Raw genomic sequence first — 14411 nt, forward strand, 5'->3', positions numbered from 1 at the left:
AGGTCAGGCCGGTGACCTGGTAGCTAGGGGAGGACCCTCCTGCTGACGAGTCGCTGGCGGCAGGGATGGAGGTGGTGTCGGTACGTGAGGCAGGCCCGCAACAGCTGCAGCCGTGGGAGGCCATCGGCAAGAGGCGGGGCGGGGAGGTGGTCATGGGAAAGCTCCTACGGGTTGGCGGGATGCGGCGATGCTACTCTCTAGCATATACCCCATGGGGGTATATTGTGAAGGGGTGGAGGGCACGGCCCTCACGCGGGGCAGGGTGCGGTCACCGAGCAGCCTCCTCACTGTCGGGAGGGGACAGCGGGAGGCGGAGGGCAAACACCGCTCCGCGACCGGGTCCGGGGGAGGTGGCGGTGAGAGTGCCGCCGTGGGCTTCGATCAATGCCTTGGAGATGGTCAGACCGATACCGGACCCGCCGTTGTCCCGGCTGCGGGCGGCATCCCCCGGTAGAAGCGTTCGAAGATGTGTCCGAGCTGGCCAGGTGGGATGCCCTCGCCGTCATCGGCGACGTGGATGAGCGCGGTGGACGCCCCCTGGCGGTGGACGCTGATCCGGACCTGCCCGCCGGCCGGGGTGCCGCGCCTTAGGTTACGTTGAACATAAACTCCACGACGTCGCCGTCCTGCATCACGTAGTCCTTACCCTCCATGCGGACGCGGCCGTGCGCCTTCGCTTCAGCCATCGAGCCGTACTCGTCGAGCTCGTCGAAGGACACCACCTGCGCCTTGATGAAGCCGCGCTCGAAATCCGTGTGGATGACGCCGGCGGCCTGCGGGGCGGTCCAACCCTTGCGGATCGTCCACGCGCGCGCTTCCTTCGGGCCCGCCGTGAGGTACGTCTGCAAACCGAGGGTGTCGAAACCGACGCGCGCCAGCTTGTCGAGGCCCGCCTCGTCCTGGCCGGTCGATTCGAGCAACTCGCGCGCCTCGTCCTCTTCGAGCTCCACGAGCTCCGATTCAAACTTCGCGTCCAAGAAAATGGCCTCAGCGGGCGCCACCAACTCGCGCAACTCGGCCTGCATCTGCTCGTTGGCCAGACCGTCGTCGTCGGTATTAAAAACGTAAATGAACGGCTTGGTCGTCATCAGATTAAACGACTTCAGCGTCTCCTGATCGAGGTGCCGACCCGCCGCGTACAGGGTCTTGCCCTCGCCCAGAATCTCGAGCGCCTCTTCCGCCGTCTTCACGACCTCGGCCCCGATCTTCTTACCCGTCAGCTCTTTTTGAAGGCGCGGCAGCTGCTTCTCGAGCGTCTGGATGTCGGCCAGCACGAGCTCGGTGGTGATCGTGTCGATGTCCGAGCGCGGATCCACCTTCCCGTCCACGTGCGTGACGTCCGGGTCCGCGAACGCGCGCGTGACCTGGCAGATCGCGTCGGCTTCGCGGATGTTCGCGAGGAACTGGTTACCGAGGCCCTCGCCCTCCGATGCACCGCGCACAATGCCCGCAATATCGACGAACGACACGACGGCCGGCAGCACCTTCTGCGACTCGAAGATCTCCGCGAGCCGATCAAGGCGCGGGTCCGGAAGCGGCACGACGCCGATGTTCGGCTCGATCGTCGCGAACGGGTAATTCGCGGCGAGCACGTTCGCGCGGGTCAGCGCATTAAACAGGGTCGACTTACCGACGTTGGGCAGTCCAGCAATACCAATAGTTAAAGACACGCGCCCATTCTAGTGCTCCGGCTTGGCATTGCCGAACAATAACGACGACGACTGGCTCACCTTCCGCCGCCGCGGCTAGACGCCCGTCCACTCCGGGCCGTCGGCGTGGGCCGGTGGCCGGTGGAGCATGCCGCCGGACGGCTCGATGATCACCGCTTCTGGATCGGCGTCGGAAACCCTCGCGTGACCGTCGATGATGAAGGTCCACCCGTGTGGCTCGATAGCGGGAAACACGAGCGTGGCCTGCGGGTTCGTGGCGATGAGCCGCCGCTGGCTCGCCCCCACGTGCGCAACGATCACCCTGCCGTCGTCGACGAACGGATCGCACACCCACACGCGCGTCTGCCCCGCCTCGTTGGCGCCGAGGAGGATCGCCGAGCCGCCATGCTGCGTGAAATAGGCGATGTGCTCGGACAGGTCGGAGTTGGCAACGGGAATCGACATGCTCCCAGTCTAATCCCGTCCATCGCACAAGCTCGCGCATGGCAGGCGCGAGGCCGGGGTGTACTGTGATCTCGTGGCTAGAGAAATCAAAACTTTTATCTTCTTCAGCGTGGGCGTCGCGTTCCTCGCCCTCGGGCTCGCGTTTCTCACGCAAAGCGGCCTCGGTACCTCCCCGATCGGTGCGCCGATGTGGGTGCTGACGCTGGTCACCACGCTGAGTTTCGGCACATGGAACCTCGTTTTCAACGTCTGCTTCGTCGTCATACAATGGCTGCTGCTGCGTCGCGATTTCCCGCTCTGGTACTGGATTCAGGTGCCGATCGCGATCCTGTTTTCCATCCTCCTCGACGCCTTCATGGCCCTCCTGACCACGCACGCGCCCGAGGCGTACCTGGGCCGCTTCCTCTTCATGCTCGCCGGCGTGGTCATCGTGGCGCTCGGCGTGGCGCTCGAGGTGGCGACGGCCAAGTACTTCCTGCCCGGCGAGGGCATCGTCGCGGCGATCGCGCGGGTCTCGAGTTGGCGCTTCCCGCGCGTGAAAATCGGCTTCGACGTCAGCCTCGTGACGCTCGCCATCATCCTCTCGCTTATCCTGTTCCAGCGGGTTGAGGGCGTGCGCGAAGGCACGCTTGTTGCGGCCGTGTTCACCGGCGTGATCGTGGGCTGGATTCAGCGCCCGATTGACCTTCTCCACGACAAGTTCGTGGGCCCGAATCCCCCGCGCCAGAAGAAGAACGACGCCGTCTAGCTCGGCTGGGTTGTGGGGTTCGACGCTCGCGGGACCGGGTGGCGGGTAGCGCTCACAAAATTTGTCGGAGCCCTCTTCTAGGGTGGTGGCATGACGCTATCTGCTACATCTTTCGCTCTGTTGACCGTCCTCGTGCTTGCCGTGGGGGCCGTGATTGGTTTCCTTCTGGGCAAATCGCAGGCGAACAACGCCCTGCTTGAAACGGCGCGGGACGCCGCCGCTCTCCGCGAGCAAATCGGATCGGCCGAGGCGCGGGCGAACCGCCTGCTCGAGGAGAACACGGCGCTCGTTGAGCGCTCGCGCTCGGATGCGGACGTCATGCGGGCGCTGAGCCCGATCAACAAACAGCTCGATCTCGTGAACGACCACGTGCGCAAACTCGAGACCCAAACAACGTCGCAGCACGCGGAAGTGGTGACTCAACTGCGTCGCGATGCGCAGGTCAGCCTCGAGCTCTCGGAGACGACGGCCTCGCTGAACGGCGCGCTGAGGTCGACGACGGCGCGTGGCCACTGGGGCGAAGTGCAGCTCCGGCGGATCATCGAGGCAGCAGGCATGCTCGAACACGTCGATTTCGACCTGCAGGTAAGTTCCGCGCGGTTCTCCGGTGGCAATACCACGAAGCTTCGGCCCGATGCGATTATCCACCTGCCTGGAGATGGGCATCTGGCCATCGACGCCAAGGTGCCGATGGATTCGTACCTGCTTGCGATGGAGATTCAGGCCGACGATCCCGCATCTTCGAAGGAGCGTGCCGAGTTGCTCGCGCGCCATGCGAAGATGCTCCGCGGTCACGTCGACGCGCTCGTTAAGCGCAACTACGCAGCCGACTTTCCCGATTCCCCGCAGCTGACGATCTTGTTCCTGCCGTCCGAATCGTTGTTGGCCGAGGCCACTCAGGCCGATCCGACGCTGCTCGATTACGCGCTGAATACCGGCATCGTGCTGTCCTCACCGTCATCGCTGCTGGCCCTGCTGCGGGCTGTGGCGTCGGTGTGGAGTTCATCGGCGGCCAGTAGCGAAGCGCGTGAGGTGGTCAAACTTGGCCGGGAACTCGTCGACCGCATCCGCGTCTTCGTCAATCACCTCGACAAGCTGGGCAAGAGCCTTGGCACCTCGGTGAATCATTACAACAAGGCCATCAGCTCACTGGAAACCCGGCTCCTCACGAAGGTCAGAGAATTCGAATCCTTGGATGCGAATAAGCTCGGCTCACCGGCGCTCGTTGATGGGGATTCGGCTCAGATACGGGAGTTGCGTGCGCCAGAGGTGACGCCTGACGAGACGCCAGAGGTAACGTCGGAGGTGATGCCAGAACCGAACGCTACTTAACGATATTCCCCGTGCCGCGGGCGTTGGAGACCCGGCCCGGGATGCCCTCAGGCCCGACCGTTACTTAACGATGTTCCCCGTACCGCGGGCGTTGGAGACCCGGCCCTTTTCGCCGGCGGGGCGGGCGCGATGCGGGCGATCCGGCTCCACGCCGACCGCCTTGAGGTCACCGCGCAGGTTCTTCGGGAGCGAGAACTGGACGTCCTCCTCCACGGTCGTGACGGGTACGACCTCGGTGTAGCCCTGCTCCTTGAGAGCATCCACCACGTCTCGCACGAGAATCTCCGGTACCGAAGCGCCCGAGGTCACGCCGATCGTCGTCGCGCCCTCGAACCACTCGGGCTGCAACTCGTCCGCCTTGTCCACGCGGTACGAGGCACCCGCGCCAGCCTCGAGCGCGACCTCCATGAGGCGCACCGAGTTCGAGGAATTTGCCGAACCGACCGTGATCACCACGTCGGATTGTGGCGCCATCTTCTTCACGGCGACCTGCCGATTTTGGGTGGCATAGCAAATGTTGTCCGAGGGCGGATCCACGAGATTCGGGAAACGCTCGCGCAGCATGTGCACGATTTCCATCGTCTCGTCTACCGAAAGGGTGGTCTGGGAAATCCACGCCACGCGATCCGGATCGCGCACCACGACCTTGTCTACGTCCTGCGGGCCGTTCACGATCTGAATGTGCTCCGGGGCCTCGCCTTGCGTGCCCTCGACCTCTTCGTGTCCATCGTGGCCGATGAGCAAAATGTCGTAGTCGCCGTCGGCAAAGCGGACGGCCTGCTTGTGCACCTTGGTGACGAGTGGGCAGGTGGCGTCGATGGTCTGGAGGTGACGCGCCGCCGCCTCCTGGTGGACGGCCGGGGAGACTCCGTGCGCGGAGAACACGACCCGCTCCCCCTCGGGCACCTCATCGGTTTCCTCCACGAAGATCGCGCCGCGCTTGGTCAGCGTCTCCACAACGAACTTGTTGTGCACGATCTCCTTGCGCACGTAAACCGGCGCGCCGTACAGTTCGAGAGCCTTCTCGACGGCGTCGACAGCACGGTCCACACCGGCGCAATATCCACGGGGCGTGGCCACGAGGATTCGCTTGCCATCCGGGCTCGGCTCAGACGGGATCGCCTGCGGAAAAGCGGAGGCGCCCGCGAGGGTCGTAGGAAGCTTGGACGAAGAAAACTCTGAATTTGTCACGATTCCAGCCTACAGGTACTTCGGAGCCCACCGCACCGCGAGGTTAGCTAACTCATGAGCTGCGATCCGAGTAGGCTGGGGCCGTGAGTATTCCGATTCCACCTGATCTTCCCCAGATGGCGCATCTGACCACGCCAGAGCAGCCGTGGCCCCTGCGTCTCCTGTCCGAAAAGATCGCCGAATACGTGTCAAAGATGTCACGCCTGTGGGTCGAGGGCGAGGTCATCCAGCTCGTTCGCCGTCCGAACGCGCGCGTGCAGTTCTTTACGTTGGCAGACCTCGAAGAAAAGATGACGATCACCGTCAAGATCTGGTCCCACGCCCTGCCGGCCGGGATCACGGAGGGCTCGCGCGTGATCGTCGCGGCCAAGCCCGACTTCTGGACGGGCAACGGCTCGCTGTCACTCCAGGCCGCCGAGGTCCGCGCGGTGGGCGTCGGCGATCTGCTCGCCCGCATCGAAGCGCTCAAAGCCAAGCTCGCCGCCGAGGGTCTGTTCAACGCCGACCGCAAGCAACCCCTCCCGTTCCTCCCCCGCAAGATCGGCCTGATCTGTGGGCGCAATACCAAGGCGATGCACGACGTCGTCAACAACGCCACCCGCCGGTGGGCCGCGGTCCAGTTCGAGATTCGCGAGGTGCAGGTTCAGGGCGCGGGCGCCGTGGAACAGATGCTTCCAGCGCTTCAGGAACTCGACGCCGACCCAGCCGTTGACGTCATCGTTCTGGCACGCGGCGGTGGTTCGGTTGAGGATCTTTTCCCGTTCTCCGACGAGCGCCTCGTTCGCGCGGCGGCGGCTGCGGCAACCCCGATCGTCTCGGCCATCGGCCACGAAACCGACTCCCCCGTCCTTGACCTCGTGGCTGACTTCCGCGCGTCCACACCCACCGACGCCGCGAAGGCGATCGTTCCCGACGTCGGCGAAGAAAAGCAGAACCTGACCACCACGGTGCGCCGCGGGCGGATCGCCGTCGACAATCTGCTCCACCACGCACAAACCGAGATTGACACGCTCCGGGCGCGGCCGGTCATGGCTCACCCGGACGTCATGGTGGATAACCGCGCCGAGGACCTCGCGAATCTGCGATCGTGGGCAAAGCACCACATCACGGGGATCCTCGAATCTCACGCCGCCTCGCTCGCTGGCGACCTCGCCAGACTTCGGACTTTATCCCCACTCCAGACTTTAAAAAGGGGTTACGCTGTTTTAAGAACAGAGGACGGGATTATCGGCAACGTCACGGACGTCGATCCGAAGGACCACGCTCAGGCAATACTTCACGATGGGTATCTCGACCTCACAATCGACTCAGTACAACTACATACGAAGGGATCCTGATGGCAGACGCAACGGAGCGCACATCGTCCACGACCTCCCTCTCCCCCGACGAACTCGATAAAAAGGTAGCGGGTCTGTCTTACGAAGACGCCCGCTCGCGCCTTGTGGAAATCGTGACCCGCTTGGAGCAGGGCAACATCCCCCTCGACGAGGCGTTGACGATGTGGGAGCTGGGCGAGGCCCTCGCCCGCCGTTGCGAATCCTGGCGTGATGGCGCGCGCGAGCGTCTTCGCGCCGCTCAGACCCATGTGGCTGGTAGCGGCGCGGCCGGAGATGCCGGCGACGAGACCGGCGCGGCCGGAGATGCCGGCGACGAGACCGGCGGGGCTGAGCCGGGCGACGTTGAGTCGCGCACGGCTGAGCCGGCCGGAGCTGAGCCGGGCGAGGCCAACGAGAAGGGAGCGCGACAGTGACCGATTGCTTGGTGATTGGCGAGGCGCTCATTGACGTGGTCAAGCGCCCCAACGGCGAGACCAGCCGCTATCCTGGCGGCTCCCCGATGAACGTCGCGGTGGGGCTTTCGCGCCTTGGTCGCCGCGTTCATTTGCTGACGCGCTTTGGCGACGACGCCGACGGCGACACGTTGCGTGAGTACATCGAGAACGCCGGGGTCATGCTCGTCCCGGGCGCGATCGATTCGGATGCGACGTCGATCGCGATCGCGTCGATCAACGATCAGGGCTCGCCCGCTTACCATTTCGACGTCAACTCCTCCTACGTCGAGCCGCCCACGAGCCCCGAGAAGATCGAGGAACTGCTCTCCGAGCCCCCGCTCCACGTGCATATCGGTTCGATCGGCGCGCATCTGCGGCCCGGTTCGGACACGGTGCGGCGCTGGCTGGAGCTTCTCCACCCGCACTCGACCATTTCTTACGATCCGAACGTGCGCCTGTCGATTCTTGGTTCGGCGCAGTCCGTGATCGACGACATGCAGGAAATCTTGCCCTACATCGACATCGTTAAGGCCTCCACCGAGGATCTCGAGGAACTTGAGGGCGGGCCTGTCGAGGCCGACGACGCGGCGAAGTTTTTCCTCGATCGCGGCGTGAAGTTCGTGGCAATCACAATGGGTTCGAAGGGCGTCAAGCTTTACACCCCGAACGCCTCCGTGGAGATTCCGGCGCTGACCGTCCAGGTGGTCGATTCAGTGGGCGCCGGCGATGCCATGATGTCCGCGCTCATCGACGCGCTTGCCCGGATCTCGGTGCTCGGCGACGAGCGCTCGGGTCTGACCGAGATTTCGCCTCAGATGCTGAGCTCGGTGGGTCAGTTTGCGGTGACCGCGGCGGCGATCACGGTCTCTCGCGCGGGCGCGAATCCGCCCACTCGCGGCGAGGTCAACGACCTCCTGGCGAACACGAAGTTCTAACCGCCTACGCGAGCGAGCCCTAACGACCCATCCGGCGTTCGCGCGCCGAATAGTCTCGTAGCGCTCGAAGCAGATCGGTGCGGCGGAACTCGGGCCAGTACGCTTCGCAAAAATACAGTTCGGTGTGGACGGTCTGCCAGAGCATGAAGCCGCTCATGCGCTGTTCGCCCGAGGTTCGGATGATCAGATCCGGGTCCGGCTGACCGCTCGTGTACATGTGCTCGGTTATCGCCGCAACGTTCAACTGCTCGGCCACGTCTTCGAGGCTGGCTCCAGCAGCGTCCTGCTCGCGCAGGTACTTGCGTACGGCGTCCGTAATCTCGTGACGCCCGCCGTAACCCACAGCAATATTGACCGTCATGCCCCGCGACCCAGAGCTCACCTCAGCTGCCGTACGAAGCCGGGCTGCGGCGTCGTCGGGAACCAAATCCAAATCGCCAATGACGCGAATCCGCCACTTGCCGCTCGACGCTAGGTTTTCCACGGTCTGGGCGATGATTCCGATGAGCTCGCGCAGTTCGTCGTCGGAGCGGTTGAGGTTGTCGGTGGAAAGCATCCAAAGAGTGACGATTTCGATGCCGGCCTCGTCGCACCAGTCGAGCACTTCGTCCACGTGGTAGGCGCCCTCGCGGTGCCCGGTGGCGGCCGACGATCCAAGTTCCCTCGCCCAGCGGCGATTGCCGTCCAAGATGATGCCCACGTGACACGGGATGCGTGTCACGTCAATTTCTCGCACCAGACGGCGTTCATAGATCGAGTAAAGGAACTCCGGTATGCGCATCGGCCCACCCTCCCGGCCACCCGGTGTGGCCATGGGCTCCAGTCTAGTCCCACCTGCAGTTTTGGGAGAAGCAAATTATGCGCCTGCGGAGGTACGGCGTTCCTGCGGAGGTACGGCGTTCCTGCGGGGTACGGCGCGCTCGCGGAAGTACCGCGCGCTCGCGGAAGTACCGCGCACCCGTGAAGACGGCGCCCTGACCAAAGCCATACCGTTCCGATTCCGCCAGCTGAAATTACTCTTGGCACCCGATGCCCTCGCGGTTAGACTCAAACGCAGAAAGCTCACGAACTAGAGGGAGTCTCATGGCGCCACAAAACGCGTATCACAAGTCCGATCGCACGGAGTCGCGAACCACGATCGGCACGGCGAGCCCGGAAACTCAGGGCGTTGCTCCCGCACCGTCGTCGCGCGCGGAGCGAAAGGCCTACTACGCGGCGCTCCCGAAGCCAAAAGCTCGCGGCTGGATCCACACGATCATGGCGCCGCTTGCGCTCGCCAACAGTATCCTCCTTCTCATCTTCGCCCCCACGATCCCCGCACGCATCGGCGTGCTCATCTTCGGCATTTCCGCGGTTCTCCTGTTTGGCAATTCGGGCGTCTACCACCGCGGCAACTGGTCCGACAAAGTGCATGCCATCCTCCGGCGCATCGACCACGCGAACATTTTCCTCCTCATCGCCGGCACGTACACGCCGCTGTCGATCATGCTCCTCGAACCGAAGACGGCCGCGCTCGTGCTCGGTATCGTATGGACGGGCGCGATCATCGGCACCTTCATCCACGTCTTCCACATCGACGCCCCTCGCTGGTTCCAAGTTCTGCTCTACATCGCCCTCGGCTGGGTGGCCTTCTGGTTCCTTCCGCAGTTCTGGGCAGCGGGCGGCCCGGCGATCGTGTTCTTGCTGCTCGCGGGCGGCCTCGGCTACACCGTCGGCGCCGTCTTCTACGCCATGCGCTGGCCCAACCCCTGGCCCAAATACTTCGGCTTCCACGAGTTCTTCCACGCCGGCACCGTGATCGGCTACGTCTGCCATTCCGTTGCCGTCTGGCTGGCTATTCTCTAGGTCGACGACGACGGCCGCACAGGTTCACGCGGTCCCGCGCCGATTCGCGCGCGGGTCCGATGTGCACGCTATCGGCTAATTTCCCTGACCGGCAGGTGAGCGCCACGTTACGATTGGGTGACCAAGGAGGTATTGATGAGTGACGTCAACGACTACGCCGGCAAGTGGAGCACCTCGCCCACGATCGCGCTGCGCGCTACGGAAGAATTTGACCTCGCCACGCTGAATCGCAATTCCACACCGGGGTGGGATGGCAAGAAGAAGCATGGCAAGAAGTTTATGAAGACCCGCGAGGGCATCCTCGACGAACTGCAGGAGCGGTTCTTCGCGAACGCCCGCCTCGGCAACGATCGCCGGATCCTCGTCGTGCTTCAGGGCCTGGACACCTCGGGCAAGGGCGGAATCGTTCGGCACGTGCTCGGCATGGTCGACCCGCAAGGCCTGCACATCGCCAACTTCGGCGTGCCCACGGAGGAAGAACTCTCGCACCACTTCCTGTGGCGCATCAAGAAGCAGCTGCCGCCCCCGGGCAAGATCGGCGTGTTCGATCGTTCGCACTACGAGGACGTTCTCATTGGCCGCGTCGATAATCTCGCCGACGAGGACGAAATCGACAAGCGCTACGACGAGATCAACCGCTGGGAGGCGAAGCTCGTCGAGGAAGGCTACACCCTCATCAAGGTCGCGCTCATGCATTCGCACCGCGAGCAGGGCATGCGCCTGGCCGAGCGCCTCGCGCGCCCGGATAAGTGGTGGAAGTACTCGACGAACGACATCGATACGCGCGGCAAGTGGGACGCCTACCAAGAGGCCTACCAGGTGATGTTCGATCGCACGTCGACGGAACATGCCCCGTGGTACATCGTGCCCGCCGACCGCAAGTGGTACTCGCGCCTCGCCGTCACCGAGCTCATCGTTCAGGCGCTCGTTGACCTCGAGCAGGAGTGGCCGATGCCGCGGTGGAAGCTCGAGGTTCAGCGTCGCCGTCTCCTCGAAACCATGAACGCCGAGGACATGGAAGAAGCGCAAGAGGCGCTCCAGATGAAGCGCGAGGACGTCAACGAGGAGATCCTCGAAGTGGCTCGCATTCGCAGCGCCATTGACGAGGTCGGAGAGCTCGACGACGGCGATCGGGTCGGCGGCGACGTCGACATCCCGGACACGACGATGGAAGAGGAAATGGCCGGCGTCTCTGCCGACGAGGACTCGAACGACTCCAACGAGGATTCCGACGGCGAAGACTCGGACGGCAAGGATTCCAACGGCAAGGACTCAGATAGCGACGACTCAACCGAGAAGCCCAAGAAGTCGAAGAAGAAGGGTAAGAAGTCGAAGAAGGGCAAGAAGAAGTAGCGCCCGCTACCGGCTAGCTGTCGGCTTCGCCAGCTACCAGCTAGCTACCCGCCAGATTCTCAGTACAGAGGTTCAACGATTCTCAGTACAGAGGTTCAACGCCCGGGACGCGTTCGAAGAGATCGCGCTCCTGGGCGTTGCTACGCCCGACCGTCGACATGGCGAGGATAAAATCCTCCCACGGCCAGACCTCCGCCTCGATATCGCGCGGCATGGCGAAGAAGAACCCGTCCGGGTCGATCTGCGTGGCATGGGCGCGCAGGGCGGCGTCGCGCTGCGGAAAGTAGTCGGACACGTGGATACGAGCCGACACGTTGATTGGCGTGTCCCTGCGCATGGAGAGCCAGTCAGTGAACGGGCTCGAGCCAGTGGACTCGAGAAGAATCTTGTGGAACGCTTCGATGCGCTCCGGGTTGAAACCGGCGTCGTAATACACCTTCGACACCATCCACGGCTCGCCCGCCTCGGGATAGGCGTAAGGATCATGCGCCGCTGCGAGGGCCGCGATCGACGCCGTGTGCACGCGGATGTGGTCCGGGTGCGGGTAGCCGCCGAACTCGTTGTACGTGGTCACCACCTGCGGGCGGAACTCGCGAATCTCCCGCACAAGCGCCTCGACGACGACATCCATCGGCTCAAGCGAAAAACTGCCCTCCGGAATCGGCGGAAGCGGATCACCCTCCGGCAGGCCCGAATCGATGAAGCCCAGCCACGAATGCTCGATGCCGAGCGCTTCGGCGGCGGCCGCCATCTCGTCGCGGCGAATCGCCGTCATGTTCTGAAGAATATGCTCGTCGCCCATCAGCGCCGGGTTGAGGATCGAGCCGCGCTCGCCGCCCGTCGCCGTCACAACCTTGACCCGTCCGACCGTGGCGTACTTTGCCATCATGCCTGCGCCCTTCGACGACTCGTCGTCCGGGTGGGCATGAATCGCCATCAGTCTGCGTTCTTCGGTCATGTCTCTCCTTGAGATAGGCACCAAGGGCGATTATATGCACACGTTCAACTACTTATCCCGTATATCACCCCATCTTGTCCCAATTCACGCGAGGATCCACCGCACTGCCCACAAAACCGGACCCAACGGCGTCGTACCCCTGCGCCCGCAGCAAACACACGTGAAATCTGTTGAATACTCGCCGATTGCGGTGTTAGTCTCTGGCAAGACACATGCCCGGCAGTGGCATGTTCTTTTGTTATAACAACAGGGCACGCGCCCAGAGGGGCACACGCCCGACGAAGGAGGAACCTCATGGCTGAGACCACGTGGCTTTCCCAGGAATCGTATGATCGCCTGAACGAGGAGCTCAATCAGCTGAAGACGACCGGCCGTCAGGAGATTGCCGAGCGTATCGAAGCCGCTCGCTCCGAGGGCGATCTCAAGGAAAACGGCGGCTACCATGCTGCTCGCGAAGAGCAGTCGAAGATGGAAGGCCGCATTCAGGAACTCACCTACCTGCTCGAGCACGCCGAAGTGGGCGAAGCTCCGGCGAACACCGATGAGGTCGCGCCCGGCTTGATCGTCACCGCCACCGTCAATGGCACCGAGAAGATCTTCATGCTTGGCTCGCGCGAGGCCAATGAGTGGGTGGACGTCGACGTATACCCCGAATCCGCCCCGCTCGGCGAGGCCGTGATGGGCAAGAAGGTGGGCGACACGGCGTCGTACACCGCCCCCAACGGCAAGGAATTCCAGGTGGAGATACTGAAGATCGAGGCGTCGGAGTAATGTTCATTCGCCGTCCGGATCCGATCATGGTGACGCCCGAGGAGGCGTTGCCGGGTCGGTCGATTTCGGTGCTTCCCAGCGCCGACCCTCACCTTGTTCTCGGGTCGGACATCCTGAAGCCCGTGGAAGACGGCGAGGAGGAGATCTTCCTTGCCGCCGGCTGTTATTGGGGCGTTGAGGAGATCATGTGGGAGCTGCCCGGCGTTGTCACCACCTCCGTGGGATTCATGGGCGGTTACACGCCTAATCCCACCTATCACGAGGTGACGACCGGGCGGACCGGCCACACCGAAACCGTTCGCGTGGTCTACCGCGCCGACGGCCCCGAATCCCCGCTGCCGCTGATTTTGAAGACGTTCTGGGAATCCCACGACCCGACCACCCTGAACTACCAAGGCAACGACGTCGGCACGCAGTATCGTTCCGCCATTTTCACGACGACGGCCGAGCAGGCCGAGCTTGCCACCTCGTCTCGCGCCGCATACAACGAGGTTTTGCTGGCTCACGAGCGCAACCCGATCGTGACGGAAGTTGTGGATGCCGCCGATACCACCGGCTACTTCCCCGCCGAGATCGAGCATCAGCAGTACCTAATCAAGGTGCCCAACGGCTACCGCTGCCACTCGAAGTCGGGCGTCGCGTGCCCGATGCCGGGCTCGGGGCCGCTCGCCGATCTTTAAGCCGCTTGGTCGCGCGGGCGCCCGAGCGGGCGGGGTGGCGGGGTGGCTGGATGGCGCCGTCGCCGCTGCGCGGCCGTTCGCTGTCGCCGGTTCGTCGTCGCCCGACCGTCGTCGTTGGGCTACACCAATCTCGAAACCTGCCCGTTGATCGGCACGCTTGCCGGACTGAAGCCCACCCGCCGAGCGGCGGCACTGTAAGGTAGTGGCGGACGTATTCTTCACCGAAAGGTAGTCATGGACATTATTCTTCCCACCGTCACGGGTGAGTTTGGCGAGATCCCGGAGATTGAGTTCCCTGAGGGGGTCGAGCCTCCGGCAGGCCTACGGATTGAGGTTCTCAAGGAGGGCGACGGTCGCGTTGTGCGCGCCGGCGACGAGATCGAGTGCAAGTACCACGGCCAGATCTGGGGCAGCGCGATCTTCGATTCGTCGTACTACCGGGATGACAACTCCGTGTTTCCGATCGGCGTGGGCATGGTGATCGAGGCGTGGGACGAGGCCCTCGTTGGCCGCCAGATCGGCACTCGCCTGCTGATGTCCGTGCCGCCTTTCAAGGGCTATGGCCCGAACGGCAATCCGCGCGCCGGCATCAAGGGCGATGACACGCTCGTCTTCGTCGTGGACATCTTCGACATCAAAGAATCCGCGTTCAACTTCAATACGCTGCACGACAACTGAGGATGTAGCTGGGCCGGGCGTGCGCCCGGCCCGCT

At 63.6% G+C, this 14411-nt stretch carries 17 protein-coding genes; 10 read left to right on the forward strand and 7 right to left on the reverse strand.

Features of this window, described 5'->3' with window-relative positions:
- Positions 1–268 precede the first annotated feature (268 nt).
- The 4 genes from ACHFFR_RS04130 to ACHFFR_RS04145 form a co-directional block, all read right to left on the reverse strand.
- The gene (locus tag ACHFFR_RS04130) at positions 269–385 is read right to left on the reverse strand and encodes a hypothetical protein (RefSeq protein ID WP_394263012.1); all 117 of its coding nucleotides are present in this window, start codon (positions 383–385) and stop codon (positions 269–271) included.
- A gap of 14 nt (positions 386–399) precedes the next feature.
- Positions 400–555, reverse strand: coding sequence for an ATP-binding protein (locus tag ACHFFR_RS04135; protein WP_394263027.1), 156 nt, complete (start codon positions 553–555; stop codon positions 400–402).
- 32 nt (positions 556–587) lie between these two features.
- On the reverse strand, positions 588–1670 hold the full coding sequence (gene ychF / locus ACHFFR_RS04140) for a redox-regulated ATPase YchF (protein WP_394263013.1): 1083 nt from the start codon (positions 1668–1670) through the stop codon (positions 588–590).
- Positions 1671–1745: 75 nt separating this feature from the next.
- Positions 1746–2114, reverse strand: a complete 369-nt coding sequence (locus ACHFFR_RS04145) for a hypothetical protein (protein ID WP_394263014.1) — start codon at positions 2112–2114, stop codon at positions 1746–1748.
- Between the two features lie 73 nt (positions 2115–2187).
- On the opposite strand from ACHFFR_RS04145, the gene ACHFFR_RS04150 reads away from it, so the two are divergent.
- Positions 2188–2862, forward strand: coding sequence for a YitT family protein (locus tag ACHFFR_RS04150; RefSeq protein ID WP_394263015.1), 675 nt, complete (start codon positions 2188–2190; stop codon positions 2860–2862).
- A 90-nt stretch (positions 2863–2952) separates the two neighbouring features.
- Positions 2953–4194: a DNA recombination protein RmuC gene (gene rmuC / locus ACHFFR_RS04155; protein WP_394263016.1), complete on the forward strand. Its 1242-nt coding sequence runs from the start codon at positions 2953–2955 to the stop codon at positions 4192–4194.
- Between the two features lie 60 nt (positions 4195–4254).
- Here the strand turns inward: rmuC and ACHFFR_RS04160 are convergent, their stop codons facing one another.
- The gene (locus ACHFFR_RS04160) at positions 4255–5313 is read right to left on the reverse strand and encodes a 4-hydroxy-3-methylbut-2-enyl diphosphate reductase (RefSeq protein ID WP_394263028.1); all 1059 of its coding nucleotides are present in this window, start codon (positions 5311–5313) and stop codon (positions 4255–4257) included.
- A 155-nt stretch (positions 5314–5468) separates the two neighbouring features.
- Here ACHFFR_RS04160 and xseA point away from each other — a divergent pair, with 155 nt between their 5' ends.
- The 3 genes from xseA to ACHFFR_RS04175 are packed head-to-tail and all read left to right on the forward strand — an operon-like array spanning position 5469 to position 8091.
- Positions 5469–6722, forward strand: a complete 1254-nt coding sequence (gene xseA / locus ACHFFR_RS04165) for an exodeoxyribonuclease VII large subunit (RefSeq protein WP_394263017.1) — start codon at positions 5469–5471, stop codon at positions 6720–6722.
- The gene (locus tag ACHFFR_RS04170; protein WP_394263018.1) at positions 6722–7135 is read left to right on the forward strand and encodes an exodeoxyribonuclease VII small subunit; all 414 of its coding nucleotides are present in this window, start codon (positions 6722–6724) and stop codon (positions 7133–7135) included. The genes xseA and ACHFFR_RS04170 overlap by 1 nt, the downstream gene beginning before the upstream one ends.
- A complete protein-coding gene (locus ACHFFR_RS04175) occupies positions 7132–8091 on the forward strand; it encodes a carbohydrate kinase (RefSeq protein ID WP_394263019.1) in 960 nt (319 codons plus the stop codon). The genes ACHFFR_RS04170 and ACHFFR_RS04175 overlap by 4 nt, the downstream gene beginning before the upstream one ends.
- A gap of 19 nt (positions 8092–8110) precedes the next feature.
- Here ACHFFR_RS04175 and ACHFFR_RS04180 read toward each other — a convergent pair whose 3' ends face one another.
- Positions 8111–8905, reverse strand: a complete 795-nt coding sequence (locus tag ACHFFR_RS04180; protein WP_394263020.1) for an isoprenyl transferase — start codon at positions 8903–8905, stop codon at positions 8111–8113.
- Positions 8906–9174: 269 nt separating this feature from the next.
- Here ACHFFR_RS04180 and ACHFFR_RS04185 point away from each other — a divergent pair, with 269 nt between their 5' ends.
- Together ACHFFR_RS04185 and ACHFFR_RS04190 are read left to right on the forward strand one after the other, a co-directional pair.
- Positions 9175–9936 (forward strand): hemolysin III family protein, encoded by a 762-nt coding sequence (locus tag ACHFFR_RS04185; protein WP_394263021.1) that lies wholly within the window; start codon positions 9175–9177, stop codon positions 9934–9936.
- A gap of 135 nt (positions 9937–10071) precedes the next feature.
- Positions 10072–11289, forward strand: coding sequence for a PPK2 family polyphosphate kinase (locus tag ACHFFR_RS04190; RefSeq protein ID WP_394263022.1), 1218 nt, complete (start codon positions 10072–10074; stop codon positions 11287–11289).
- 82 nt (positions 11290–11371) lie between these two features.
- Here ACHFFR_RS04190 and mca read toward each other — a convergent pair whose 3' ends face one another.
- Entirely contained in the window at positions 11372–12247 is an 876-nt protein-coding gene (mca, locus tag ACHFFR_RS04195) for a mycothiol conjugate amidase Mca (protein WP_394263023.1), read from the reverse strand.
- Positions 12248–12541: 294 nt separating this feature from the next.
- Here mca and greA point away from each other — a divergent pair, with 294 nt between their 5' ends.
- The 3 genes from greA to ACHFFR_RS04210 all read left to right on the forward strand — a co-directional run bounded on the left by greA (position 12542) and on the right by ACHFFR_RS04210 (position 14376).
- Entirely contained in the window at positions 12542–13018 is a 477-nt protein-coding gene (gene greA, locus ACHFFR_RS04200; RefSeq protein WP_394263024.1) for a transcription elongation factor GreA, read from the forward strand.
- Positions 13018–13698 (forward strand): peptide-methionine (S)-S-oxide reductase MsrA, encoded by a 681-nt coding sequence (gene msrA / locus ACHFFR_RS04205; RefSeq protein ID WP_394263025.1) that lies wholly within the window; start codon positions 13018–13020, stop codon positions 13696–13698. The genes greA and msrA overlap by 1 nt, the downstream gene beginning before the upstream one ends.
- Before the next feature lie 234 nt (positions 13699–13932).
- Positions 13933–14376: an FKBP-type peptidyl-prolyl cis-trans isomerase gene (locus ACHFFR_RS04210; RefSeq protein ID WP_394263026.1), complete on the forward strand. Its 444-nt coding sequence runs from the start codon at positions 13933–13935 to the stop codon at positions 14374–14376.
- Positions 14377–14411: the final 35 nt, after the last annotated feature.

It is taken from the genome of Trueperella sp., from assembly GCF_043424875.1.
Lineage (GTDB): Bacteria > Actinomycetota > Actinomycetes > Actinomycetales > Actinomycetaceae > Trueperella.